25 protein-coding genes are annotated in these 25,767 nt (G+C 61.5%); 15 read left to right on the forward strand and 10 right to left on the reverse strand.

Annotated features, from left to right (window positions below):
- Positions 1–37 precede the first annotated feature (37 nt).
- Positions 38–901, forward strand: a complete 864-nt coding sequence (locus HBJ59_RS08170; protein WP_167663217.1) for a LysR family transcriptional regulator — start codon at positions 38–40, stop codon at positions 899–901.
- 6 nt (positions 902–907) lie between these two features.
- Here the strand turns inward: HBJ59_RS08170 and HBJ59_RS08175 are convergent, their stop codons facing one another.
- Complete coding sequence (locus HBJ59_RS08175) at positions 908–1,309, reverse strand: cupin domain-containing protein (protein WP_076017145.1); 402 nt, start codon at positions 1,307–1,309, stop codon at positions 908–910.
- Positions 1,310–1,380: 71 nt separating this feature from the next.
- The gene (locus HBJ59_RS08180; protein WP_167663219.1) at positions 1,381–2,376 is read right to left on the reverse strand and encodes an aldo/keto reductase; all 996 of its coding nucleotides are present in this window, start codon (positions 2,374–2,376) and stop codon (positions 1,381–1,383) included.
- Positions 2,377–2,475: 99 nt separating this feature from the next.
- Between HBJ59_RS08180 and HBJ59_RS08185 the strand changes: the two genes are divergently transcribed.
- Entirely contained in the window at positions 2,476–3,369 is an 894-nt protein-coding gene (locus HBJ59_RS08185) for a LysR family transcriptional regulator (RefSeq protein WP_167663220.1), read from the forward strand.
- Here the strand turns inward: HBJ59_RS08185 and HBJ59_RS08190 are convergent.
- Complete coding sequence (locus HBJ59_RS08190) at positions 3,357–4,250, reverse strand: LysR family transcriptional regulator (protein WP_167663221.1); 894 nt, start codon at positions 4,248–4,250, stop codon at positions 3,357–3,359. The two genes, HBJ59_RS08185 and HBJ59_RS08190, sit on opposite strands and share 13 nt — an antisense overlap.
- A gap of 117 nt (positions 4,251–4,367) precedes the next feature.
- Here HBJ59_RS08190 and HBJ59_RS08195 point away from each other — a divergent pair, with 117 nt between their 5' ends.
- Positions 4,368–4,808 carry a GFA family protein gene (locus HBJ59_RS08195; protein ID WP_167663222.1) on the forward strand — a complete coding sequence of 147 codons (441 nt, stop codon included), beginning with the start codon at positions 4,368–4,370 and terminating at the stop codon, positions 4,806–4,808.
- 101 nt (positions 4,809–4,909) lie between these two features.
- Here the strand turns inward: HBJ59_RS08195 and HBJ59_RS08200 are convergent, their stop codons facing one another.
- Positions 4,910–5,515 (reverse strand): histidine phosphatase family protein, encoded by a 606-nt coding sequence (locus HBJ59_RS08200; protein WP_167663223.1) that lies wholly within the window; start codon positions 5,513–5,515, stop codon positions 4,910–4,912.
- Between the two features lie 138 nt (positions 5,516–5,653).
- On the opposite strand from HBJ59_RS08200, the gene HBJ59_RS08205 reads away from it, so the two are divergent.
- On the forward strand, positions 5,654–6,607 hold the full coding sequence (locus HBJ59_RS08205; RefSeq protein ID WP_076016990.1) for an aliphatic sulfonate ABC transporter substrate-binding protein: 954 nt from the start codon (positions 5,654–5,656) through the stop codon (positions 6,605–6,607).
- A gap of 883 nt (positions 6,608–7,490) precedes the next feature.
- On the opposite strand, the gene HBJ59_RS08210 is transcribed toward HBJ59_RS08205, so the two are convergent.
- Both HBJ59_RS08210 and rpiB read right to left on the reverse strand, forming a co-directional pair.
- The gene (locus tag HBJ59_RS08210; RefSeq protein ID WP_076016989.1) at positions 7,491–8,471 is read right to left on the reverse strand and encodes a sugar-binding transcriptional regulator; all 981 of its coding nucleotides are present in this window, start codon (positions 8,469–8,471) and stop codon (positions 7,491–7,493) included.
- Between the two features lie 63 nt (positions 8,472–8,534).
- Positions 8,535–8,996: a ribose 5-phosphate isomerase B gene (gene rpiB, locus HBJ59_RS08215; RefSeq protein WP_003215716.1), complete on the reverse strand. Its 462-nt coding sequence runs from the start codon at positions 8,994–8,996 to the stop codon at positions 8,535–8,537.
- 284 nt (positions 8,997–9,280) lie between these two features.
- Between rpiB and HBJ59_RS08220 the strand changes: the two genes are divergently transcribed.
- The 7 genes from HBJ59_RS08220 to dhaL all read left to right on the forward strand — a co-directional run bounded on the left by HBJ59_RS08220 (position 9,281) and on the right by dhaL (position 16,672).
- A complete protein-coding gene (locus tag HBJ59_RS08220; RefSeq protein WP_167663224.1) occupies positions 9,281–10,768 on the forward strand; it encodes a sugar ABC transporter ATP-binding protein in 1,488 nt (495 codons plus the stop codon).
- Positions 10,765–11,754: an ABC transporter permease gene (locus HBJ59_RS08225; protein WP_010172022.1), complete on the forward strand. Its 990-nt coding sequence runs from the start codon at positions 10,765–10,767 to the stop codon at positions 11,752–11,754. Before HBJ59_RS08220 ends, HBJ59_RS08225 begins: the two co-directional genes overlap by 4 nt.
- Positions 11,755–11,810: 56 nt before the next feature.
- Positions 11,811–12,818 (forward strand): substrate-binding domain-containing protein, encoded by a 1,008-nt coding sequence (locus HBJ59_RS08230; RefSeq protein ID WP_017479039.1) that lies wholly within the window; start codon positions 11,811–11,813, stop codon positions 12,816–12,818.
- Positions 12,819–12,969: 151 nt separating this feature from the next.
- The gene (locus HBJ59_RS08235) at positions 12,970–13,725 is read left to right on the forward strand and encodes an SDR family oxidoreductase (RefSeq protein ID WP_076016986.1); all 756 of its coding nucleotides are present in this window, start codon (positions 12,970–12,972) and stop codon (positions 13,723–13,725) included.
- Positions 13,726–13,753: 28 nt separating this feature from the next.
- The gene (locus HBJ59_RS08240) at positions 13,754–14,869 is read left to right on the forward strand and encodes an alcohol dehydrogenase catalytic domain-containing protein (RefSeq protein ID WP_063031068.1); all 1,116 of its coding nucleotides are present in this window, start codon (positions 13,754–13,756) and stop codon (positions 14,867–14,869) included.
- 153 nt (positions 14,870–15,022) lie between these two features.
- Positions 15,023–16,024, forward strand: a complete 1,002-nt coding sequence (locus HBJ59_RS08245) for a dihydroxyacetone kinase subunit DhaK (protein ID WP_076016985.1) — start codon at positions 15,023–15,025, stop codon at positions 16,022–16,024.
- A 3-nt stretch (positions 16,025–16,027) separates the two neighbouring features.
- Positions 16,028–16,672, forward strand: a complete 645-nt coding sequence (dhaL, locus tag HBJ59_RS08250) for a dihydroxyacetone kinase subunit DhaL (protein WP_167663225.1) — start codon at positions 16,028–16,030, stop codon at positions 16,670–16,672.
- A gap of 140 nt (positions 16,673–16,812) precedes the next feature.
- On the opposite strand, the gene HBJ59_RS08255 is transcribed toward dhaL, so the two are convergent.
- A complete protein-coding gene (locus HBJ59_RS08255; protein ID WP_167663226.1) occupies positions 16,813–17,694 on the reverse strand; it encodes a LysR family transcriptional regulator in 882 nt (293 codons plus the stop codon).
- A 103-nt stretch (positions 17,695–17,797) separates the two neighbouring features.
- On the opposite strand from HBJ59_RS08255, the gene HBJ59_RS08260 reads away from it, so the two are divergent.
- Together HBJ59_RS08260 and HBJ59_RS08265 are read left to right on the forward strand one after the other, a co-directional pair.
- A complete protein-coding gene (locus HBJ59_RS08260) occupies positions 17,798–18,283 on the forward strand; it encodes a heme-binding protein (RefSeq protein WP_167663227.1) in 486 nt (161 codons plus the stop codon).
- The gene (locus tag HBJ59_RS08265; RefSeq protein ID WP_167663228.1) at positions 18,280–19,809 is read left to right on the forward strand and encodes an MFS transporter; all 1,530 of its coding nucleotides are present in this window, start codon (positions 18,280–18,282) and stop codon (positions 19,807–19,809) included. Before HBJ59_RS08260 ends, HBJ59_RS08265 begins: the two co-directional genes overlap by 4 nt.
- A gap of 137 nt (positions 19,810–19,946) precedes the next feature.
- On the opposite strand, the gene sohB is transcribed toward HBJ59_RS08265, so the two are convergent.
- On the reverse strand, positions 19,947–20,972 hold the full coding sequence (sohB, locus tag HBJ59_RS08270) for a protease SohB (protein WP_076016980.1): 1,026 nt from the start codon (positions 20,970–20,972) through the stop codon (positions 19,947–19,949).
- A 193-nt stretch (positions 20,973–21,165) separates the two neighbouring features.
- Between sohB and HBJ59_RS08275 the strand changes: the two genes are divergently transcribed.
- Both HBJ59_RS08275 and HBJ59_RS08280 read left to right on the forward strand, forming a co-directional pair.
- Positions 21,166–21,876, forward strand: coding sequence for a histidine phosphatase family protein (locus HBJ59_RS08275; RefSeq protein ID WP_093198097.1), 711 nt, complete (start codon positions 21,166–21,168; stop codon positions 21,874–21,876).
- A gap of 56 nt (positions 21,877–21,932) precedes the next feature.
- Positions 21,933–22,247, forward strand: a complete 315-nt coding sequence (locus tag HBJ59_RS08280; protein ID WP_017479029.1) for an SCP2 sterol-binding domain-containing protein — start codon at positions 21,933–21,935, stop codon at positions 22,245–22,247.
- A 68-nt stretch (positions 22,248–22,315) separates the two neighbouring features.
- Here the strand turns inward: HBJ59_RS08280 and HBJ59_RS08285 are convergent, their stop codons facing one another.
- Entirely contained in the window at positions 22,316–22,912 is a 597-nt protein-coding gene (locus tag HBJ59_RS08285; RefSeq protein ID WP_167663229.1) for a hypothetical protein, read from the reverse strand.
- A gap of 169 nt (positions 22,913–23,081) precedes the next feature.
- Positions 23,082–25,715 carry a glucosidase gene (locus tag HBJ59_RS08290; protein WP_167663230.1) on the reverse strand — a complete coding sequence of 878 codons (2,634 nt, stop codon included), beginning with the start codon at positions 25,713–25,715 and terminating at the stop codon, positions 23,082–23,084.
- Positions 25,716–25,767 lie beyond the last annotated feature (52 nt).

The following is a 25,767-nucleotide window of genomic DNA, read 5'->3' on the forward strand; positions in this document are numbered from 1 at the left end:
CCCCAATACCTCCCACCCTCCGTGCGGAAATAACCCGATGTTCGACTGGCAGGATCTGTATTTCTTCACCGTGCTGGCGCGCACCCAGTCACTGTCGGCTGCCGCCCGCGAGCTGCAGGTGGAACATGCCACCGTTGGCCGCCGCGTCGATGCCCTGGAAAAAGCCCTCGGCGTCAAACTGGTAGACCGCCTGCCCCGCAGCCGGCCGCTCACCGAGGAAGGCCGGGCACTGGCGAAATTGGCGGCAGGCATGGGCGACATGGCCACCGAAGTGATGCGCCTGTCCCGCGTGGCCTCGATCGAAGTGGCCGGCACCGTGCGTGTCAGTTGCCCGCCGTCGATAGCCATCCACTGCATCGCGCCCCATGTCGCACGCTTCAGAGCGCAGTATCCCAAGCTGAATATCGTGTTGATGTCCTCGACAACGCTCGCCGCCCTCGACAAAGGCGAAGCCGACATTGCCCTGCGCACGGTGCGTCCCGATGAGGAAGCGCTGGTACGCAGAAAGGTCGGCGCCGTGCGCTTCGGGCTCTATGCCACGCCCGAGCTCAAGCAGTTACCCGCTGAACAGTGGACGTTCATTGCCTATGACGCCACCCGCGACCACCTGCCCCAACAGGCGTGGATGCATCAGGTAAGCGGCAACCGCACGATTGCCTTCGCCGCCAGCGACCTGATCACCCAGCAAATGGCCGCCCGGGCCCAAGTGGGTGCGGTGGTATTGCCCACGCTGGTGGGTGATCACGACGCGGCATTGGTGCGCCTGGCAACGAATACCGAAGGCCCGGTTCGCGATATCTGGCTGACGGTGTATCCGGATATGCGCCGCTCGCCTTCGGTGAAGGTGGTGATGGAGTTTTTGGTGAGTTGTATTGAAGGCGAGCCGCAGTTGCGGCGGTGAAGCGGATTACTGCGCCGCGTACTGTGAGTCGCTGACCTGTTCCATCCAGTCCACCACCTTGCCGTCGAGCATTTCGCTAATCGCGATATGGGTCATGGCGGTGTTCGCCGTCGCGCCATGCCAATGCTTGACCCCTGGCGCAATCCATACCGTGTCGCCGGGGCGGATTGCCCGCACCGGCTGGCCCCATTCCTGGACCTGGCCCAGGCCTGCGGTCACGATCAATGTCTGCCCCAAAGGGTGAGTGTGCCAAGCGGTGCGTGCGCCCGGCTCAAAGGTAACGAAAGCCCCGGTGACGCGCGCCGCGTCGGTGCCCTTGAAAGGTGAGTCGACGCGTACGGTGCCGGTGAAATAATCCGCCGGGCCTTTTGCTGAAGGCTGGGAACCGTTGGGCGTGATGGTCAGCATGGGTGTCTCCTGTGCCTGTGAATCGAGTGCCAGTAATGACAATGAAAGCGCGGTGGCGGCGAAGCTGGTTTTCATAGGCCGGTCATCCTTTCCAGGGCTTCGGGATAGCGGTCGCCGTGCACGGCGATATTCGCGGCGGCAGCATCCAGCTCAGTGAGTTCTGTCGCACTGAGCTGCACTTCGACCGCCCCCAGGTTTTCCGTCAGGCGCGAGGTTTTGGTGGTGCCTGGAATCGGTACGATCCATGGCTTTTGGGCCAGCAGCCAGGCGAGTGCTATCTGCGAGGGCGTGGCATTTTTTCGCTGGGCAACCTGACGCAGCAACTCCACCAGGGCCTGGTTGGCCTGCAAGGCTTCGGGCGTGAACCTCGGCAAATTGCTGCGAAAGTCCGAGCTGTCAAAGGTGCTCTGGCTGTCGAACTTGCCTGTCAGGAAGCCTTTGCCCAACGGGCTGTAGGGCACCAGCCCAATGCCCAGTTCCTCCAGCAGCGGCAGCACCTCCGCCTCCGGCTTGCGCCACCACAGGGAGTACTCACTTTGCAGTGCGGCCACCGGTTGAACGGCATGGGCGCGGCGGATGGTCGAGGCACCGGCTTCAGACAAACCGAAATGCTTGACCTTGCCCTCCTGAATCAAATCCTTCACGGCACCGGCCACCTCTTCGATCGGTACATTCGGATCAACCCGATGCTGATAAAACAGGTCGATAACATCCGTCTTCAGGCGCTTCAGAGAGGCTTCAGCTACCTGGCGGATATGTTCGGGGCGGCTGTCGAGACCAGACCATTTGCCGTTGCCGGACGGGTCCAGGGCGAAGCCGAACTTGGTGGCGATCACAACCTGCTCACGCAGCGGCGACAGGGCTTCGCCCAGCAGTTCTTCGTTGATGAACGGGCCATAGACTTCAGCGGTATCGAAGAAGGTCACGCCTTGCTCGACCGCGTTGCGCAGCAAGGCAATCATCTGCTTCTTATCGGCCGCAGGGCCGTAGCCAAAGCTCATGCCCATGCAACCGAGCCCCAGGGCCGAGACTTCGAGTTGGCTGTTACCGAGTGTGCGTTTGCGCATGGTCATTCTCCGGGTAAGGGGACTGAATCCAATCTAACAGTTACGAATTGTGATAATTAGCCGCTAGAATCTGAAAATACTTATGAGGGTGACTCATCAATGCTCAGGGAAAACGCCAACGACCTGCTCGCCTTTCTCGCGGTAGCCCGGGAGCGCAGCTTTACCAAGGCGGCGGCCAAGCTCGGGGTTTCCCAATCGGCGCTGAGCCATACCATCCGCGCCCTGGAGGCGCGACTGGGGTTGCGCCTGCTGACCCGCACCACCCGCAGCGTGTCGCCCACCGAGGCCGGGCAGCACTTGATCGATACGGTCGGGCCGCATTTCGATGAAATCCAGGTGGGCCTTGAAGGCCTGAGTAATTTGCGCGACCGGCCGTCCGGCGCCATTCGCATCAACGCCATGGACCACGCGCTGGAATTCATCCTGTGGCCGGTGTTGAAACCGTTCCTGGCGCAGTACCCGGATATCTCGGTGGAGGTGTGTTGCGACTACAGTTTTGTCGACATCGCCGCCCAGGGTTTCGACGCCGGCGTGCGCCTTGGGGAAGACGTGGCCCAAGGCATGATTGCCACGCGCATCAGCCCCGACATGCGCATGCTGGTGGTGGGCTCACCGGCCTATTTCGCCCAGCGCGCGATCCCCCGCACGCCTCGGGACCTGACCGATCACGCCTGCAACAACTTGCGCTTGCCCACCAATGGCGGCCTGTATGTGTGGGAATTCAAGAAAGGCGACGAAAGCCTGAATGTGCGGGTGTCTGGCCAGGTGACGTTCAATGGCGTGTACCCATTGCTCAAGGCAGCGGTCGATGGCTTGGGCTTGAGTTACGTGCCTGCCGACTTGGTGGCGCCTTATCTGGCGGACGGGCGACTGGTGCAGGTGCTGGATGAATGGTGTGCGCCGTTTTCCGGCTTTCACCTGTACTACCCCAGCCGCCGCCAGGCCTCGCCGGCGTTTGCGCTGTTGGTGGACGCGTTGCGTTATCGCGGGTGAAGGAAATCCGTCAGGGCCGCGCCCAACCCATCGAACACCACGGCGATGCGCGGGACCTTGCGCATGTCCTGATGCATGGCGATCCACACGTCAACCTTGAAATCCACCTGCGCGGGCAACACCCGCACCAGTCCGTGACGTTGTGCCACCTGGGCTGAACACACGCCGATCCCCAGCCCCGCACGCAACGCGGCCAACTGCGCGAGGTGATCGTCGGTGCGAATCACCGTACTGGGCGCCGAACAGTCGAAACCGCGCTCACCCAGGAATTCGATCTCCAGCAAGTTGCGGTCTGGCCCGATCAGCGAGTAGCCGTGCAATTGCGCAACGGTGTCGGGCGTGCCCTGCTCTGCGAGCAATTCTGGCGCAGCGTACAACCCGACTTGCAGGTCGCCGACCTTGCGCGCGACCACGGTGGATTCGACCGGGCGACTGATGCGTACGGCGACGTCGGCCTCTTGCCGGGCAAGCGCCTGCAGTCGATTGGATACGCTCAGCTCGATGGCCAATTGCGGATGATCACGGCGCAGGCTGCGCAACATGGGCGGCAGCACTTCAACGCCCAGCAGCTTGCCACTGGTGAGCCGCACCGTGCCGCCGGCGAGCGCCGTGTCGGCCGAGGCTGCGCGGTTAAAGGCGTTGGCGGCAACAGCCATCGCTTCAACATGGCTGATCAGGTCCTTGGCCGTGTCGGTGGGCAATAGCCCGGCGGGTGAGCGGATAAACAGGCTGACCCCGACGCTCTGCTCCAGGGCCTCGATCCGTCGCCGCGCGGTGGCCTGGGCGATCCCCAGCAAACGGGCTGCGCCCGACAGGCTGCCGGTGCGCAACACGGCGAGCAAGGCGCGCTGGGTTTCCCATTGGAGTTGCGGGGCGTTCATACATTTCCTGTGAGCCGCTGGGCAGTTTTGGCGGATGTTCTTTGTTCGGGGGCTGCGGCATGCTGGCGAGCATAACCGATGGGGCTTTCGCCCTCACTTTGCACAGGATCGTTTTTGATGACACTCACCGGCCAATGTCGCTGCGCCAGCGTGACCTACACCCTCGATACCGACGCGCCGCTGGCGGTGTATGCCTGCCATTGCCGCCACTGCCAGACCTGGAGCGGTAGCGCGTTTGCCCTGCATGCGCTGTTGCCGGCGGATGCGCTGCGGGTTGAAGGTTCGCTGACGGAATATGCCTATGACGTTGACGGGCAACGTTCGGAGCATCGGTTGTGCGGGGTGTGCCATACGCGGATCTGCAACACCACGACGGCCGCGCCGGGGTTGGTTGTGCTGCGGGTCGGGACACTGGATGAGAGCCCGTCCGTGCAGCCGGTGGCGCATATTTGGCTGCGGCACAAGCAGCCGTGGGTGACGCTGGCGGAGGGCGTTCCGACCTGGCCGGAAAGCCCTCCGCCCCAGGCTTTTGCGCAGGCGTTGAGCGTTCCCCTGTAGACATGATTCACACAAACCCTGTGGCGAGGGAGCTTGCTCCCGCTGGGTTGCGCAGCAAACCCAAAAGCATTGACCGACTCATCCTGAAGGACCGCCGCGGCCTACCTGGGGGCGCTTCGCACCCCAACGGGCGCAAGCTCCCTCACCACATTGGGCTCTGTGTCGATGTTGAGACTCAGCACTTCGCCATTGCGCAACTGCCATTCGAAGAAGTCTGAGAAATCATCGCGAACCAATGCGCGAATCGCCTTGGCGACAACCCCATGGGCAACCAGCACCACCACCTGTTGCCCATGGTTCACCAGCAACTGATTCAATCCGCCCCGGATACGCTCGACGAACTGCGAGATTGACTCACCGTCCGTGGGCGCCCGCTCCCATTGCCGGGTAATATTCTGCGCCCAAAGGTCGGGATAATGCTGCGCCGCCTCCGCCTGGGTCAGTCCCTCAAATACCCCCACGCCGCGCTCGCGAAACGCATCCAGCGTATGCAGTTGCAGCCCATCATCCGCAAACACAATGGCCGCCGTTTGCTGGGCCCTGCACAGCGGCGAGACGATGACAGCGTCGATCTGCGCCGGCAATTTTTCCCGCAACTCCTGCGCCTGGAGCACGCCACGTTCGTTGAGATCAATGTCCAGCGAGCCCTGGTAACGCCCCTCGGCATTGGCTTGAGTTTCGCCGTGACGAACAACATACAACTGCATACCGCCCTCCTTCATCCTGACGCTGAAAGGCCGCGAACGGCGCATCCGATAAAGCCCTAAGCTAAGACCGAAAAATTATTTATCGAATAATTTTTAGAACAATAAGCTGACCTTAATCCATTAAGAGTCGAGCACGCCATGCCCCTGTTTTCGCTCCATCGTCTTTTCATCACTGGCCTGGCCACGCTGGGCCTCTGCACCGCCCTGAGCGCTCAGGCCCAGGAAACCGTGCGCATCGGTTACCAGAAATCCTCGACCCTGATCACCTTGCTGAAAACCCAGGGCACCCTGGAAAAAGCTCTCAAAGCCGATGGCATCGACGTCACCTGGCACGAGTTCCCCAGTGGCCTGCCACTGCTGGAAGCGCTGAACGTCGGCAACGTCGACATCAGTGCCGACGTGGCCGACACCGTGCCGATCTTCGCCCAGGCCGCTCAGGCCAAGCTCACCTACTTCGCCCAGGAAGCGCCCTCGCCCCAAGCCCAGGCGATTGTGGTGCGTAAGGATTCGCCGATCCAGCAACTGGCGGATTTGAAAGGCAAGAAAATCGCCGTGACCAAGGCTGCCGGCACTCACTACCTGCTCATCGCCGCCCTGAACAAGGCGGGCCTGGCCTTTTCCGATATCGAGCCGGCGTACCTGACGCCTGCCGATGGTCGCGCGGCTTTTGAAAACAACAAGGTTGATGCGTGGGTCACCTGGGAACCCTTCCTCACCAGCGTGCAGCGCCAACTGCCGACCCGGACCCTTGCGGACGGTACCGGGCTTGCCAGCTACAAGCGTTATTACCTGACGGGTACGCCTTACGCCAAGGCGCATCCCGAGGTGTTGAAAGTGGTTTACGAACAATTGCACCAGGCTGGCGAGTGGGTGAAAAGCCACCCGGGTGATGCCGCGAAAGTATTGGGTCCGTTGTGGGGCAATCTGGATGTGGAAACTGTCGAGGCTGCCAATGCTCATCGTAGTTATGAGGTGCAGCCGGTGGCGCTGGATCAACTGGGTGAACAGCAGAAGATTGCCGATGCGTTCTTCAAGGCGGGGTTGTTGCCCAAGGCGGTGGATGCGCAGGATGTGCAGGTTTGGAAGCCTTGACGGTTCAGTTGCCATTTGGGGGTTGGGGCTGGCTGGGCTGGGCTGGCTGGGCTGGGTACATATCCGTTATTTAGGTAACGGCCACCTATGGTTTCGCTCTTACAGCGAGTCACTTTGCAAAAGCGGCAAAGTAACCAAAACGCTCTGCCCCGCCTGTCGGCACCTCGCCTAGGCTCGGTGTTCCCTCACTCCGGCATTACTCCGCGGGCCGCCGCGACGGGCCATCCATGGCCCGGCGCGGCTAAACCGGCGTCCTGCCGGTTTACCCGCTCCGCAATACCTGCGTTCGGCCTCGGGCTGAATGGGGCAGTCAGATCAAAATCAAAAGCAAGAGCACAGCGGCCTACCGGCCGGCTTGAGTGTTAAGAGCGAAAGCAGAGCTGCTTTCCTGTAGGAGCGGGCTTGCTCGCGAAAAACCTGAGGGCGCCGCGTTCATTCAGGATGCCCGCGTCATCGTTAACGACCTTCGCGAGCAAGCCCGCTCCCACATTTGGACCGTGCCCGCTTGAGCTTTTGATTTGGCTGTTGCTTCACCACACTCAAGCCGGCCTGTAGGCCGCTGTGCTCTTGATTTGCTTTTGATCTTGATCTTAGGCGCCCCGTTAAACCACGCTGGCCGAACGCAGGCTTTGGAGCGTGGGTAACCCGGCAGGACGCCGGGTTAGCCGTGCTGGGCCAAGGATGGCCCATCGCGGCGGCCCACGGTCCAAAGCCGGAGTGAGGGCACACCGAGCCCAAGCGAGGTGCCGAGTGGTGGGGCAAGAGCGTTTTGCTTACTTTTGCGCTGTTCAAAAGTGAGCCGCTGTAAGAGCGGAACCCATTTCAGCCATAACAAAAATAACGGATATACACCCAATCCAAAAAACGTGACCTATCGCCCAGGTCAGCCTTTGCGCGTCGCATCATCCAGCGCCAGGATGGTATGAGCATTGGTCACCGTGGTCGCCAGCGTATTGATCACCCCCGAGCGCAACGCACCAAGCGTCGCCGCCGCCTTGGTATTTTCACTGGCAATCGCCACCACATCCGGAATCCGGAACAGCTCCTGCACCGTCAACCCAATCACCCGCCCTTGAATCGCGTTGACCGCCGGCTGGCCATGAATGTCGATAAAGTCATACCCCATCATGTCCCCCACCGTGCCGGACAACCGCGCCTGGGCGATTTCCTGAGGTGAAAACCACCCCATGCGCACCATGTTGCTGTTTTCACTCATGTCACCGATGCCGATCAGTGCCATGTCGGCACGGCGAGCACGGTCAAGGGTGGAACGCACGGTATCGTTGCTGATCAGTACGCCGCGCAGTTCCGGATTAGCCACCAGCGCCGGGGCGTACAAGCTTTCACTTTCGCCGCCAAAACGCAGGGCCAGGCGCCGGCAGATGTGGTCGGGGTTCATGTATTCGCCCGCCTTGAGCGAACCGCCAATGGCGCACACAAACGTGCAATTGCGGGTCACCGGCAGGAACACGTTATCGGCCACTGCGCCAACGTTACGGCCCATGCCGACCGCAACGATCATGCCGTCGCTGAGGGTTTTGTTCAGGTAGTTGGCCACCAGGCTCGCAACCGCCGAACGCTGGGTGTCGGGGTCGCTGTGGTCCACCGCGATCAAGGCGCGGTCCAGCTGGAAACGTTCCACCAGTGCCTGTTCCAATTCGTTGTTCATCGCCGGATGCTGCAACACCCGCACCTCGACAATGCCTTCATCCCGTGCGCGTTTGAGCAGGCGGCTGACTTTTGCCCGGGACAGGTCGAAGCGCTTGGCGATGGCTTCCTGAGTGACGTTCTCAAGGTAATAGAGCATCGCCACTTCGGTCATCAGGTCGATGTCGCTGGCGATGCGCTGGGTACTGTCACTCATGGGCACGGGCTTCCGTTTCGGTGTCAAAGGCGCATTCTCCCGACTCTTGCCCCGTTCCGTCCACTACTGATGCCCGTCGCGCTCGATCGCGTTGATGCGGTCGACCTTGGCCCCGGAACGCGCAGCTTCGAACTCCGACTCCAGGAACGACTTGACGATGCTCTTGGCCAGTTCCGCGCCGATTACCCGTGCACCGATGGACAGGATCTGCGCATCGTTGCTCTTGCGCGCCCGCTCCGCCGAATAGGTGTCGTGGGCCTGGGCCGCACGAATCCCCAGGACTTTGTTGGCCGAAATGGCCATGCCGATACCGGTGCCGCACACCAGTACCCCCAGCCGCTGCTCACCGGCGTTGATCGCCGTGGCCACCGCCAGGGCGATGTCCGGGTACAACACCGGGGCCGTGGAGTGGGTGCCGAAGTCGGTCACCGGGTAACCCAGCGCCTCGATATGGCGCTTCAACAGTTCTTTGAGCTCATAACCCGCTTCATCGCATCCGATAGCCACCGGGAAAGGTGTGTTCATGGCGTTTGGCTCCGCTGCCGTTTTGGGTACTTTCGAATGATCATATGATCACTCAATGAAATTCCGATCAGTCATTTCTCGGGCATTCCAGGCGCCCTGTCAAGTAGGATTTAGCTGACCCTACAGTCAAAGCCCTCTAAATCGGCACAGTTTGCGCAAAACCACGCATTTACAACTTTTCAGTGAAAGAGATTGACTGATCAGAATTTCATTTGATACACATATGCTCACAGCGAAACATGACTGTGCGACCTAATAAGAATTCACAGCACGAGGACACGCCGATGGCCACGCCATTACTGCTCCAGGCTGAACACGTCGCCAAGGCTTACGCCGGGATCCCTGCCCTGCGTGAGGGGCGCCTCTCTCTGCGGGCCGGCAGCGTCCACGCTCTGTGCGGCGGCAATGGCGCAGGCAAATCGACTTTCCTGAGCATCCTGATGGGCATCACCCAGCGTGACGCCGGGACCATCCTGCTCAACGGTTCACCCGTTCAGTTCAACCGGCCCAGCGAAGCATTGGCGGCGGGGATCGCGATGATCACCCAGGAGCTGGAACCCATCCCCTACATGACCGTCGCCGAAAACATCTGGCTGGGCCGCGAACCGCGCCGCGCCGGCTGCATCGTCGACAGCAAGCTACTCAACCGGCGCACTCGCGAGCTGCTGGAAGGCCTGGAGTTCGACGTCGACGCCACCAGCCCCATGCATCGCCTGAGCGTGGCGCAGATCCAACTGGTGGAGATCGCCAAGGCGTTCAGCCACGACTGCCAGGTGATGATCATGGACGAGCCCACCTCGGCCATCGGTGAGCGCGAGGCCGAAACCCTGTTCAAGGCAATCCGCCGCCTTACCGCCCGTGGTGCCGGCATCATCTATGTGTCGCATCGCCTCAGTGAACTGGCGCAGATCGCCGACGACTACAGCATCTTTCGCGACGGCGCTTTCGTTGAGACCGGGCGCATGGCCGATATCGACCGCGCCCACCTGGTACGCGGCATCGTGGGCCAGGAACTCGTCCGCATCGACCACAAGGTCGGCCGCGAATGCGCCGCTGAATGCTGCCTGGATGTCGACAGCCTGAGCCGCGCCGGCGAGTTCCAGGACATCAGCCTGCAACTGCGCCAGGGCGAAATTCTCGGCATCTATGGGCTGATGGGATCGGGCCGCAGTGAATTCCTCAACTGCATCTACGGCCTCACCACCCCGGACTCCGGCAGCGTGACCCTGCAAGGCAAACCGATGCCCATCGGGCTGCCCAAGGCAACGATCCTGGCCGGCATGTCGCTGGTCACCGAAGACCGCAAAGACAGCGGCCTGGTGCTCAGCAGCAGCATCCTCTCGAACATCGCATTGTCGGCGTACAAGCAGCTGTCGAGCTGGTCGCTGATCAATGCGCGCAAGGAAAACCAGCTGGCCCAGGACATGGTCAAGCGCCTGCAGATCAAGACCACCTCCCTGGACCTGCCAGTGGAATCCATGAGCGGTGGCAACCAGCAAAAAGTGGTGCTCGCCAAATGCCTGTCGACCCAGCCGATCTGCCTGCTGTGCGACGAGCCGACCCGGGGCATCGACGAAGGCGCGAAGCAGGAGATCTATCACCTGCTGGACCAGTTCGTGCGCGCCGGTGGTGCGGCGATTGTGGTGTCGTCCGAAGCCCCGGAATTGCTCCATCTGAGTGACCGTATTGCCGTGTTCAAAGGCGGAAGGCTGGTGACCATCAGCAGCGATACCGCCCTTTCCCAGGAAGCCTTGTTGAGTCTTGCCTCATGAATGCCAAATCACTTTCTACACCTGCAGCCGCCCCCATCACGACCGCACCTCGCAGTCGCCTGCGCTTGTCCCTCGACCGCTTCGGCCTGCCGCTGGTGTTTATCCTGCTGTGCCTGGTGATGGCCTTCGCCAGCGAATACTTCATGACCTGGCGCAACTGGATGGACATCCTGCGCCAGACCTCGATCAACGGGATCCTCGCCGTGGGCATGACCTACGTGATCCTGACCAAGGGCATCGACCTGTCGGTGGGCTCGATCCTGGCGTTTGCCGGCTTGTGCAGCGCCATGGTCGCGACCCAGGGTTATGGCGTGCTGGCGGCGGTCAGCGCCGGGATGTTCGCCGGGGCGATGCTCGGGGTGGTGAACGGCTTTATGGTCGCCAACCTGTCGATCCCGCCCTTTGTCGCGACCTTGGGCATGTTGAGCATTGCCCGGGGCATGACCTTCATCCTCAACGACGGCAGCCCGATCACCGACCTGCCCGACGCGTACCTGGCGCTGGGCATCGGCAAGATCGGCCCGATTGGCGTGCCCATCGTGATCTTCGCCGTGGTCGCGCTGATCTTCTGGATGGTGCTGCGCTACACCACCTACGGCCGTTATGTGTACGCGGTGGGCGGCAACGAGAAGAGCGCGCGCACCTCCGGGATCGGCGTGCGCAAGGTGATGTTTTCGGTGTATGTGGTCTCGGGGTTGCTCGCCGGGTTGGCCGGCGTGGTGCTGTCGGCACGCACCACCTCCGCCCTGCCCCAGGCCGGTACGTCTTATGAGCTGGACGCGATTGCCGCCGTGGTGATCGGCGGCACCAGCCTGTCGGGTGGCACCGGCACGATTGTCGGCACGCTGTTTGGCGCGTTGCTGATCGGTGTGATCAACAACGGCCTGAACCTGCTCGGCGTGTCGTCCTATTACCAGCAGGTCGCCAAGGGCCTGATCATCGTGTTCGCAGTATTGATTGATGTGTGGCGCAAGAAAAAACGCTAGTCGCTTTTCCTCGAAACCGAACTGAACGACCTACAACAATAAGCGGAGTTCTCATCATGAAAGTTGGTATTTCCCTGGCCGCCGTCGCGGCACTCTCCCTGCTCGCCAGCAGCATTGCCCTGGCTGCCGATGGCAAGACCTACAAGATCGGCGCCGCAGTGTACGGCCTCAAAGGCCAGTTCATGCAGAACTGGGTACGCGAGTTGAAGGAACACCCGGCCGTCAAAGACGGCACCGTGCAACTGACCGTGTTCGACGGCAACTACGACGCCCTGACCCAGAACAACCAGATTGAAAACATGGTGACCCAGCACTACGACGCGATCCTGTTTGTACCGATCGACACCAAGGCCGGCGTCGGCACCGTGAAGGCCGCCATGAGCAATGACGTGGTGGTGATTGCCTCCAACACCAAGGTGGCGGACGCCAACGTACCTTATGTCGGCAACGACGACGTGGAAGGCGGCCGGCTCCAGGCCCAGGCCATGGTCGACAAACTCAAGGGCAAAGGCAACGTCGTGATCATCCAGGGCCCGATTGGCCAGTCGGCACAGATCGACCGGGAAAAGGGCGAGATGGAAGTGCTGGGCAAGCACCCGGACATCAAGATCATCGAGAAGAAAACCGCCAACTGGGACCGCGCCCAGGCCCTGGCCCTGACTGAAGACTGGCTGAACGCCCACCCCAAAGGCATCAACGGGGTGATTGCACAGAACGATGACATGGCCCTCGGTGCAGTACAGGCGCTGAAGTCCCATGGGTTGTCGTCCAAGGACGTACCGGTGACCTCCATCGACGGCATGCCGGATGCGATCCAGGCGGCGAAGAAAGATGAGGTGACCACCTTCCTGCAAGACGCCCAGGCCCAGTCTCAAGGCGCGCTGGATGTGGCGCTGCGGGCGCTGGCCGGCAAGGATTACAAGCCGCAGTCGGTGATCTGGGAACGCTACGGCAAAGACGTGAAATGGGGTGACGGCACCGCCAAGAACTACATCCTGCCGTGGGTGCCGGTGACCAATGCGAATGCGGATGCGCTGTACCAGCAGGTGAGCGGTACGAAGTAAGTTTTGACTTGAAACCCGGTCAAGTGTGGGAGCGGGCTTGCTCGCGAAAGCGGTGGATCCTTCAACAGATGTGCCACCTGATACACCGCTTTCGCGAGCAAGCCCGCTCCCACATTGGATCTCCACCGATCTGAAAAATGGAGTCATGTTCATGTCTGGATTCTGGAATCAAGCCTTCGACCTCACCGGCCGCTGCGCCGTGATCACCGGCGGGGCCGCCGGGATCGGTCTGGCTTGTGCCAGCCTGCTGGTGGAACGCGGCGCGCGGGTGGCCCTGCTCGACCGCGACCCGGCCGTGGTCGAAGTCGCCGCCAGCCTCGGTGCCGGGAACATCGGCATCGCCGTGGACCTGCGCCAACTCGACCAGGTGCACAGCACCGTCGACTACGTATTCGATCACTTCAAACGCTTGGATTACCTGGTCAACAGCGCCGGCGTCGCGCTGCTGGACAAGGCCCTGGACGTCAGCGAAAACGCCTGGGACACCACCCTCGACATCAACCTCAAGGCGAGCTTCTTCGTGGCCCAGGCCTGCGCCAAACACATGCTGGCCCAGGGCAGCGGGCGCATCGTCAACCTCGCCTCCCAAGCGGCAGTGATCGGCCTGGACCGTCACGTCGCGTACTGCGCCAGCAAGGCCGCCGTGGTCGGCATGACCAAGGTATTGGCCATGGAATGGGCGCCCCACATCAACGTCAACGCCATCTCCCCGACCATCGTCGAAACCGCCCTGGGCAAAAAGGCCTGGGCCGGCGAGCTGGGGGAACGGGCCAAATTGCAGATCCCGGCGGGCCGCTTTGCCCAGCCGGAAGAAATCGCCGGGCTGGCGTTGTACCTGCTCAGCGACGCCGCACAAATGATCACCGGCGAGAACGTGGTGATCGACGGCGGCTACAGCATCCAGTAATTCATCTTTTGTCGTGAGGTTTATCGTCATGTCTACCGTTACCGAACGCACGCCCGAGCAACTGTCACCCGTCATTCCGAAAACCATGCAGGCCGTGGTCTGCCATGGCCCCGAAGACTATCGCCTGGAGACCGTCGATGTACCGACGCCCGGCCCCGACGAGATCCTGACCAAGGTCGAGCTGTGCGGCATTTGCATGGGCGACATCAAGACCTATCGCGGCGCGCCGTCGTTCTGGGGTGACGCCGAGCAGCCGCGCTATGTGAAGCCGCCGATGATTCCCGGCCACGAATTCGTGTGCCGCGTGGTTGCCCTTGGCCCAGGCGCGGAAAAGCGTGGAGTGAAGGTCGGCGACCGGGTGATTTCCGAACAGATCGTGCCGTGCTGGGGCTGCCGCTTCTGCAACCACGGCCAGTACTGGATGTGCCAGAAACACGACTTGTACGGTTTCCAGAACAACGTCCAGGGCGCCATGGCCCAGTACATGATCTTCACCAAGGAAGGCATCATCCACAAAGTCCCGGACTCGATTGCCCCGGACGAAGCCATCCTGATCGAACCGCTGGCCTGCTCGCTGCACGCAGCGGAGCGAGCCAATGTGGATTTCGACGACATCGTGGTGGTGGCCGGCGCCGGTACGTTGGGCCTGGGGATCATCGGCGCGGTGCGCATGCGCAACCCGAAAAAACTCATCGTGCTCGACATGAAACCCGAGCGCGCCGCCCTCGCCCTGCGCATGGGTGCGGATGAAGTGTGGAACCCGGCCGAAGTGGACGTGATGGCGAAGATTCGCGAAATCACCGATGGCTACGGTTGCGACATTTACATCGAAGCCACCGGGCACCACAAGGCGGTGAACCAGGGCCTGGCGATGCTGCGCAAGCTGGGGCGCTTTGTGGAGTTCAGCGTGTTCAACGACGAGGCCACGGTGGACTGGTCGATCATCGGCGACCGCAAGGAACTGGACGTGCTGGGCTCACACCTCGGACCGTACATGTACCCGCGCGCCATCGACTTTATCGGTAACCGCAAGATCGACATGCGCGACGTGGTGACCCACAAATTTGCCCTGGCGGACTTCAAGGAAGCGTTTGCGGTGATGGAACGCGGGGACAAGTCGCTTAAAGTCGTGCTGGAACCCTGAAACACGCCAAAACCGCTTTTACTGTAGGAGCGAGCTTGCTCGCGAAAGTCGTTAACGATAATGCTCGCGTCCTGAATCAACGCGGCGCTCTCTGGTTTTTCGCGAGCAAGCTCGCTCCTACAGTTGATCAAAACAAAAACAGGAAACCGCGTTATGAATCGAGTGATAAACGATCCGGATCAGGTGGTCGAGGACATGCTGCGGGGCATCTTGGTCGCGCACCCCGAGCTGCGCCAATACGAAACCAATCCACGGGTGATCGGCAAGGCCAAGCCGTCGCCACAGGGCCGCGTGGGCATCGTGACCGGCGGCGGTTCCGGGCATGAACCGGCCTTTCTCGGCTATGTCGGCCCCGGCCTGGTAGACGCCGTGGCCGTCGGCGAAATCTTCTCCTCGCCCACCGCCAAAAGCTTCTTCGACGCCTTCCGCGCCGCCGACCACGGCGCTGGCGTGGCGTGCCTGTACGGCAACTACGCCGGCGACAACATGAACGTGAAGCTGGCAATGAAAATGGCCGCCAGCAAGGACATGCAGATCCGCACCGTGGTCGCCAACGACGACGTGGCCTCGGCGCCCAAGGCCGACATTGCCAAGCGCCGCGGGGTGGCAGGCGAGATCTTCATGTGGAAGGTCGGCGGTGCAGCTGCTGCCCAGCATTACGATCTGGACGGGGTGATTCGTGTCGCCCAGAAGGCCGTCGACAACTGCCGCTCCATCGGCATCGGCCTCACGCCCTGCACCATCGCGGCGGTGGGCAAGCCGAACTTCCAGATTCCTGACGGGCAGATGGAATTGGGCATCGGCCACCACGGCGAGCCGGGCATCGAAGTGATCGCCATCGAATCCGCCGAAGCCATGGCCGCGCGCATGCTCGCGCCGATCCTCGCCGACCGTGACTTCAGCCAGGATGACAGCGTGGTGGTGCTGGTGTCGGGCCTGGGTGCGACGCCGGTGATGGAGCTTTACATTTTCTACGCCGAGGTTGAACGTCAGCTGCAGGCCAGGGGCTTGAAGATTCACCGCTGCTACGTGGGCAACTACTTCACCTCCCTGGAAATGATGGGCGTGACCCTGACCTTGCTGGGCCTGGACGCCGAGCTGAAAACCCTGATCGACCAACCCTGCCGCTCCATCGGCATGACCCAGGCGGAATAAACCATGAGCCAGCATTTCTCCACCCATGACGGCAGCGCCATCGTTGCCGACCTGGTGAGCGTGATCGTTGCCAACCGCGAATACCTGAGCGAAGTCGACGGCGCCATTGGCGATGGCGACCATGGCATCAACATGGCCAAGGGGTTCGCCCATTGCGGGCGTACCATTGAAGGCCGCCAGTTGACCCTGGCCGAAGCGTTGGACGAGTTGACGCTGAGCCTGATGGAAGGCATCGGCGGCTCCATGGGGCCGCTGTATGGCAGCCTGTTTATCGGCATGGCGGATGAGGTGCGGGGCAGCGAAGAGATTGATGCGGCGACCTTTGCGCATTTGCTACGGGGCGGGCTGACGTCGTTGCAGGACATCACCGAAGCCGGCGTGGGTGACAAGTGTTTGATGGACACCTTGATTCCGGCGGTGGAGGCGTTTGAGCAGACCCATGGGTCGGGGGCGTCGTTCAGTGAGGCGCTGGACGCGATGAAAAGTGCGGCGTCGCGGGGGCGGGATTCCACCAAGGATCTGGTGGCAAAAATTGGTCGCGCCAGCCGCCTGGGCGAGCGCTCGCTGGGTGTGCTGGATGCCGGAGCCGTGTCGTGCTGCTTGATACTGACAAGGCTGGCGGATTCGGTTCAACCGAGGTTGGTGTAGCGTCTGAGAGGGCCCTTTCGCGAGCAAGCCGCTCCCACATTCGACCGCATTCCAAAGAGGAAACTCGGTCAAATGTGGGAGCGGGCTTGCTCGCGAAGGCAGCAACACACTTAACCCGCAAAGCACCCAACCCGCCGCGATCAGATCTCCAACTTAGCTCTCTGCCTGACCTGCTCGATATACCGCGCCACCGCCGGGGCCTTTTCAAAACGCCGGTGAATCAGCGACAACCACGACGACGCCTCACTGCCTTCAATCGTGCGGTACACCACGTTCGGCAAGCTCACATGCCCCACCACCGACTCCGGCACCACCGCCACGCCCTGCCCCAGTGACACCAATGCAATCACCGCCACCAACCCGCCCGGCTGCGGCCCCAGCCGAGGCGCATAACCCCCCTGCGCGGCAACCTGCAGCGTGCCGCTGATCTGCTCGGGCAAGATAAAGGTCTCGTTTTGCAGATGCTCGCAACTGATCGCCTTTAATCCCAGCAGCCAGGAATCCTGCGGCAACGCCAACACAAACCCTTCGCTGTTCAAGCGCACCGCCTCGACGCCCTCGGGTAATGTCATCGGCGAGCGGATATAGCCAATATCGAAGCGCCCCTCCGCGACCAGCCCCGGCAACGTCGCCATCGGGCTTTCGCGCACGCTCAGGCTCACGTCAGGGAAGTCCCCACAGAACGACTGCACCTGGCGCTGCAACAGGCCTGAATAGACCGCCGACGCAACGTACCCCAATTCAATGTGACCTATCTCACCGCGCCCGGCACGCTGGGCATTGCGCTGAGCGAATTCGAACTGCCGCACCGTGGCCTCAGCCTCGATCAACAGCGCCGCACCCGCTTCGGTGAGGCTGACTTCGCGCTGCTGGCGGATAAACAAGCGCGTGCCCAGGGCGGCTTCCATGTCCTGGATCTGCCGACTCAGGGTCGGCGGGGCGATGCCCAACTGTTCGGCGGCACGAGTGAAATTGCGTTGCCGGGCAACCGCCAGAAAGTAGCGGAAATGACGTATTTCCATCGCAGGATTAGCTCAAAGGTAATGAAGATCACTGTTACGCCTAATAAAGCCAGGACTCGGCGCGACTAAGCTGGGCGCACGCTCACAGTAGAGAGGCACCCCCATGTTAGTCAAATCCCTGATACTGGCACTCGCGGGGCTGGCCGCCCTGCCCTCGGCAATGGCCGCCGAACCACCTGCCACCATTGCTCACAAGGCAATACTGACCCTGGCTACCGCCCAGCAGATCGCCGCGCAGGCCCGTAAAGCGGCCGCTGAAAAAGGTTGGCCCTGCGCGCTGGCGATTGTCGATGATGGCGGCTGGCCGATCCTCACCACGCGCATGGACGGCGCTCCGGTGGTCGCCGGGATTGAGTTGGCCCAAGGCAAGGCGCGCACCTCGGCGCTGTTCAAACGGCCGTCGGCCGATCTGGAAAATGCCATCAACGGCGGGCGCCAGGCAGCCGTCACCGCCGGTCTGCTGATGATGAAAGGCGCCCAGCCAATCATCCTCGAAGGCCAGGTAGTGGGCGCCATCGGCATCAGCGCAGACACCCCGGCCCACGATGATGAAATCGCCCTGGCGGCGGTGGCTTCGGTGCAACCATGAGCAAGGTCAGCCCACGTGTCACGCTGCTGACTGCCTCCGGGGTGTGTTCGCTGATCGTGCTCGACACCAATATCGTCGCCGTGACCCTGCCGAGCATCGCCCGGGACCTGGGGGCGAATTTTGCCGATATCGAATGGGTGGTCAGCGCCTACATGCTGGCCTTCGCCGCGCTGTTATTGCCGGCCGGGAGCATTGCCGACCGCTTTGGGCGCAAGAAGACCCTGATCTGGGGCCTGAGTATTTTCATCCTCGCGTCCATCGGTTGCGGCGCGGCGCCGAATGCGTTGTTCCTGGATATCGCCCGCGCCGTCAAAGGTGTCGGTGCGGCGCTGCTGCTGACCTCGGCCCTGGCGTCCATCGGCCATACGTTTCACGACGAAGTGGAGCGCGCCAAGGCCTGGGCTTTCTGGGGCGCGTGCATGGGCGTGGCAATGACCGCCGCGCCAACCCTCGGCGGTTTGATCACCCAGTACCTGGGCTGGCGCTGGATTTTCTATCTCAATTTGCCGGTCGGCCTGGTGTTGATGGGGTTGGTGCTGCGCGCGATTCCTGAGTCTCGCGACGCCCAGTCCGCCAGGCTTGATCCCTGGGGCAGCCTGACCTTCAGCGCCAGCTTGCTGTGTTTGATCTGGGGCCTGATCGAAGCCAATCGCATCGGCTGGGACAACCCGCTGACTTACGCGCGGCTGCTGGGCGGTGCGGCGTTGTTGGGTTTGTTTGTACTCGCCGAACGCTTGCAACAGCGACCCATGGTGGACCTGCAGTTGTTCAAGCACCCGCGCTTCATCGGTGCGCTGCTGGGGATGTTCGCCTACGCCGGCTGCGCCCAGGTGATGATGACGTTGCTGCCGTTCTACCTGCAAAACGGCCTGGGGTTCTCCGCGATCGCCTCGGGTTTGGGCATGCTGCCGTTTGCCATGACCATGCTGATCTGCCCACGGATTGGCGCACGCCTGGCCAGCCGCTTTGCCCCGGCAACGATGATGGCGACGGGACTGACGTTGGTGGGATGCGGCAACCTGCTGAGTGCCTGGGCGGTGAATGTCGGGGGTTATCTGCCGTTCGCCCTGGCGATAGCGGTCACCGGGGGCGGTGCCGGGCTGCTCAATGGCGACACCCAGAAAAACATCATGGCCTGCGTGCCACGGGACCGCGCGGGAATGGCGTCGGGTATGAGCACAACCATGCGCTTCAGCGCGATCATGTTGGCCATCGGCGTGTATGGGGCATTGTTGAGCAGCCATAGCGAACAGTTGCTGCACACGAGCCTGGGCTCGCAGTGGCAGGAACAGGTTGCGGGGATTGCTTCACGGGTGGTGGCGGGTGATATGCCGGCGGCCATGGCGCTGCTGCCTGAAACGGCACGAGGGAGGGTGCAGCCACTGGCGCGGCAGGCGTTTGTCGGCGGGTTCAGCGTGGTGTTGTGGGTGGCGGGGTTGTTGGGTTTGCTGGGGGCGCTGGTGGTGGGATCGTTGATGCGGCATCCCATACCGGCGGTGCCGCAGGCCTCACTACTAGCTCGGTAATGTGATCAACACAAAACCAATGTGGGAGCGGGCTTGCTCGCGAAGGCGGTGTGTCAGTCAATACATATGTGACTGACACACCGCCTTCGCGAGCAAGCCCGCTCCCACATTTTGATCTTCGACAGTCAGTTGAATTGTTACCAGAATCGCTGCTGGGTCAGGCGGCTCCACCAGGTCAGCAACACGCGGTCTACCGAGCCGCTGGCCGCCAGGCCTACCCGCTCCTGCAGGCTTTTACGCTCGGCATAGTGCAGGTGGAACACCTCGGCAGTCTTGGCCTTGGTCGCCAGGTATTCGTCGCTGGTTTGCAACTGGTCTACCAGTTGCTTGTCCAGTGCCGCGACACCCAGCCAGACTTCACCGGTGGCCACATCATCAATGGCCAACTGCGGGCGATAGCGCGACACGAAGTTCTTGAACAGTTGATGGGTGATGTCCAGGTCTTCCTGGAACTTCTCGCGGCCCTTCTCGGTGTTTTCGCCAAACACCGTCAGGGTGCGTTTGTATTCGCCGGCGGTCAGCACTTCGAAGTCGATGTCGTGCTTCTTCAGCAGGCGATTGACGTTGGGCAACTGCGCCACCACGCCGATTGAGCCAAGGATCGCAAACGGTGCGCTGATGATCTTCTCGCCGATGCACGCCATCATGTAGCCGCCGCTGGCCGCGACCTTGTCGATGCACACGGTCAACGGCACGCCCGCCTCGCGGATACGCGCCAGTTGCGACGACGCCAGGCCGTAGCTGTGGACCATGCCGCCGCCGCTTTCGAGGCGCAGCACCACTTCGTCCTTGGGCGTGGCCAGGCTCAGCAGTGCGGTGATTTCATGGCGCAGGCTTTCAGTGGCCGAGGCCTTGATGTCGCCGTCGAAGTCCAGCACGAACACCCGAGGCTTGGCTTCGGGTTTCTTCTTGCTGTTCTTCTTTTCGGTTTTGCTTTCGGACTTGCGCAATGCCTTGAGCTGGTCCTTGTCGAGCAAGGTCTGCTCCAGGCGCTCACGCAGGCCTTTGTAGAAATCATTGAGCTTGCTGACCTGCAACTGGCCGGCGGCTTTACGGCGGCCCTTGCTGCGCAGCGCTGCAAAACTGATCAGCACCACCAGAATGGCGACGACCAGGGTGACGGTTTTAGCCAGGAAAGTAGCGTACTCGGCCAGAAAATCCATGTGACTCCTTACAAGTGCAGTGCGCCAGGCGCGGATTGCCCAAGCATACCGACGCCACCGCCATGGGGCCAGTGATCAAACCGCCAGCAACGGGCCTCTAACGAGCTTTTAAAACAAGCGTATGTTTTTTCATTGACAGCTTCCCGGCATCCTCATAACCTCGCCAGACTTTCAACGTACCGGGAAAACGGACGTGGGCAGCATCTACCTGATTCGACATGGCCAGGCCTCCTTCGGTGCAGACGACTACGACGTGCTGTCGCCCATCGGTGTGCAACAGGCGCAAGTGCTGGGCCGCCACCTGGCGGAACTGGGCCTGAGCTTCGACCGCTGCGTGTCGGGCGACCTGCGCCGCCAGCAGCACACCGCTACCGCCGCCTTCGAACAATACAGCGCCCTCGGCTTGCCGGTACCCACGCTGGAAATCGACAGCGCATTCAACGAATTCGACGCCGAGGCGATCATTCGCGCCCTGCTCCCGGATCTGCTGCACAGCGAACCTGAAGCCCTGCACATCCTGCGTAACGCCGCGCAAAACCGTGGCGAGTTCCAGCGCATCTTTTCCCTGATTGTCGAACGCTGGCTGGCCGGCACCTACGACCCGCCGGGCCTGGAAAGCTGGCTGGGGTTTGTCGAGCGTGTCCAGGGCGGCCTGCAACGCCTCCTCGAAGCCGCCGACAACAGTGACAAGATCGCCGTGTTTACCTCCGGCGGCACCATCACTGCCCTGCTCCACCTGATTACCCGAATGCCTGCCGCACAGGCCTTCGAACTGAACTGGCAAATTGTTAACACCTCGCTCAACCAACTGAAATTCCGTGGTCGCGAGGTGGCACTGGCTTCCTTCAACAGCCATACCCACTTGCAACTGTTGAAGGCGCCGCAGCTCATCACCTTCCGATGAATTGCGGCCAACCGTGACCCCAAGGTCACTGGACTCACCATAAAAGGATCGAAACCATGACTGACGTAGCTAAAGCCGTAGAAGCAATGAAAGCCAAATTCAACCCAGCCGCTGCCGACGGCCTGGACTTGGTGTTCGGTTTCCGTATCGACGACACCCAGAACTTCTCGCTGGTCGTGAAAAACAAAACCTGCGAACTGCTGGAAGGTGAAAACCCGGACGCCCAAGTCACCCTGGTGATGGACGGCGAAACCATGAAAGGCATCGTCGACGGCTCCACCGACGGCATGCAGGCATTCATGGGCGGCAAACTGCGCACTGAAGGCGACATGATGCTGGCCATGAAATTGAGCGAGCTGTTCCCGGCCTGATCAAGCCTGCTTTAAATGACAAATCCCGCCAATGGCGGGATTTGTCATTTCAGGGGCGAAGCAAACGCCTAGCGGGTTCCCGCATCGTCCAACTCGTCAAAGGTCTCCAGGTACTGCGGGTCGTTGGCATCCCCCACACGAATCTCTCGCCCCTCGTACTCTGCGGTTATTTCGCCGGTGTTCACGTCCAGGCCAATCATGACCAGGAATTTTTTGCGGCCAACCTGCACGTACATATCGTAAAGATCCCGCGGCACATCCGGAGCCACAAACACGCTGTAGGAGTAGCGCACGCGGCGGGTCAGCACGGGCCACTGCGCCTCAAGCGCGATCACATCCTGCGACTCGCCACCGGCATTGCCCACGCCTCGCAGGGCAGCCTCCATCAACTGGTCGTTATCCTTGGCGGTGAAGACCACCGGCTTTCTGCGGATCATCGTGATCATCGGGTTGGGGACGAGATCCGTTTCAAGGCGATACATCCCATTGCTGAACCACTGGGTCGCGTCAAACGTTTCGCCTTTCTTGCAATCACTGCAATGCATCATCATCATCGGGGCCGCAGCGCCTGCCCGGGAATAAAGGGACGTCATGAAAATACTGGTGGTGATCAGCAACGCACTCAAGAGAGTCGTACTGCTGAATCGCGCAACGACCTTCGCCATTGTCTACATCCTTGTATGAGGGGCGACGAATTTACCCGATTCTGATCATTCCCACCCATGGAAATGTTGCACCCTGTAGGAGCGAGCTTGCTCGCGAAAAACCTGAGGGCGCCGTGTTGAATCAGAAAGCCAACGTCATCGTTAACGACCTTCGCGAGCAAGCTCGCTCCTACAGGGGCTGCAACAACAGCGCCACCAGCGCACTCCATCCCGTCTGATGCGACGCCCCCAACCCGCGCCCCGTCTCGCCATGAAAGTACTCATGAAACAACACCAGATCGCGACTGGCCGGGTCCGCCTCCAACTGCGCATACCCGACCATCGACGGCCTCGAACCGTTCTCATCCCTCAGAAACAAACGCGTCAACCGCTGACTGAGCCCATCGGCAACCTCCTCCAGCGAAGCCAGATACCCACTCCCCGCCGGGTACTCCACCGAGAAATTATCCGCGTAGTACCGATGAAACTCCCGCAACGACTCAATCAACATGTAGTTGACCGGCATCCACAACGGCCCACGCCAGTTGGAGTTACCACCGTACAACCGCGAATCCGACTCCGCTGGCTCATAGCGGGCACACAGGGTATTGCCATTCATCTTCAGCGCCAGCGGTTCCTCGGCAAACGCTTTCGACAGCGACCGCACACCAAACGTCGAGAGAAACTCAGACTCATCCAGCATGCGCCGCAGCAAATCCTTGGTCCGCTCACCCCGCAACAACGCCAGCAACAGTCGATTCCCCTGCCCCGGCTCGTTCCAGCGCGACACCAGCTTGGCCAGGTCCGGCCGATGCTTCATAAACCCCAGCAACCGCTCGCGCAAACCTTCCAGCCCCTCATGCTCACGCTGCTCCAGCACCAGCACCGCAAACAGCGGCATCAGGCCAACGATGGAGCGCAACCGCACCGGCTCACTTTCACCGCCCGGACGATGCAGCACGTCATAGAAAAACTGGTCCTGCTCATCCCACAAGCCTTCGGCGCTGTCGTCCACCCGGTTGATCGCCCCGGCGATATACAGGAAGTGCTCAAAGAACTTCACCGCGATATCCACATACACGACATTGCGCTTGGCCAGTTCCAGACCGATACGCATCAGATCCAGCGCATACGCCGCAACCCACGCCGTGCCGTCCGCCTGGTCCAACTGATAACCCGGCGGCAAATCAGCCGAGCGATCGAACAGCGCAATGTTGTCCAGCCCAAGAAACCCGCCCTGAAACAGGTTGCGGCCCTCGGCGTCCTTACGGTTAACCCACCAGGAAAAATTCAACAGCAGCTTGTGGAAGATCCGCTCCAGGAAATCCATGTCGCCCACGCCGTTCAGCGCCTTGTCCTGCTGATACACCCGCCAGCTGGCCCAAGCATGCACCGGCGGGTTGGCGTCGTCGAAACGCCATTCGTAAGCCGGTAACTGCCCGTTGGGGTGCATGAAACGGTCTTTCACCAACAGCAGCAGTTGCTGCTTGGCGTAACCCGGATCCATCAGGGCAAACGCCACCGCCTGGAAACCCTGGTCCCACGAGGCGTACCACGGGTATTCCCAGGTGTCGGGCATCGAGAGGATGTCGAAATTCGACAGGTGCCGCCAATGGGTATTGCGGATATGCAAACGCTCGGGCGGCGGCGCGGGCTGGGCCGGGTCGCCGTCGAGCCATTGGTTCACGTCGAAGTAATACAGCTGCTTGGACCACAGCAACCCAGCCAGGGCCTGGCGCTGTACGTTGCGCGCTTCTTCATCGGCGATGCCCTGTTGCAGCGCCGCATAGAAATCATCGGTCTCCTGACGGCGTTCTTCGAACAGCTTGCGCGCATTGATCCACGGTGCCTGCGCCGGGGCGAAGCGCAGGTACAGGGTTTTGCTTTCCTGGCCCGCAAGTTCGAGGATGAAACGCGCGGCCACCTTGGTGCCCGAGTCCCGGCGAATCGCCGCTTCTGAACCCGTGGTCACATAGTCGTTGATCCCGTCCTTGAACGGCCCCGGCCCAGGTTGCCCGTCCAGCTTGGGGAAGTTGGTTTCGTTCTCGCAGAACAACCATTCCACACCGTCCTGGCCCCAGGCACTCAGGTGGCGATCAAACAATTCATGGTGCCGCGCCACCACCTGCTCGCCCTCCAGCCGCAGTTCCGGTTTGGGGGCATCGTGGGTCCAGCTCCAGTCGTTGCGCGCCCACAAGTGCGGCAGCACCTGCAAGCGTGTGGGTTGGTCCGAACGGTTGTGCACGGTGATGCGCATGAACACGTCATCGGGCTGGTGCTTGGCGTATTCCACCGTGACGTCGCAGTAGCGGTTGTCTTCGAAAACCCCGGTATCGAGGATTTCGTATTCGGCATCCCCCAGGCCACGCCGGGCGTTTTCGGCGATCAGGTCGTCGTAGGGAAAAGCCGCGTGGGGGTATTTGTAGAGCATGCGCATGTAGGCATGGCTCGGCACGCCATCGACGAAAAAGTACAGCTCCTTGACGTCTTCGCCGTGGTTGCCCTCGGCGTTGTTCAGGCCGAACAGACGCTCCTTGATGATCGCGTCGTGCTCGTTCCACAGCGCCAGGCCCAGGCACCAGCGCTGGGCCTTGTCGCTGAAGCCCGCCAGACCGTCCTCGCCCCAGCGGTAGGCGCGGCTGCGGGCGTGTTCGTGGGGGAAGTAGCGCCAGGCATCGCCGTCGGCGCTGTAGTCTTCGCGCACCGTGCCCCATTGCCGCTCGCTCAGGTAGGGGCCCCAGTCACGCCAGCGCTCGGCGTCATCCGTGGCCAGGCGCTGGCCTTCAATCGTGTTCAGAATGTTCGTCGCAGGCTGTGCCGTCATCGAGTCTTCCGTCGCGTTCAGAGGTGACGGCCAGTGTAGAGCCCATCAGCGG

It is taken from the genome of Pseudomonas sp. AN3A02 (genome assembly GCF_011765255.1).
GTDB lineage: Bacteria > Pseudomonadota > Gammaproteobacteria > Pseudomonadales > Pseudomonadaceae > Aquipseudomonas.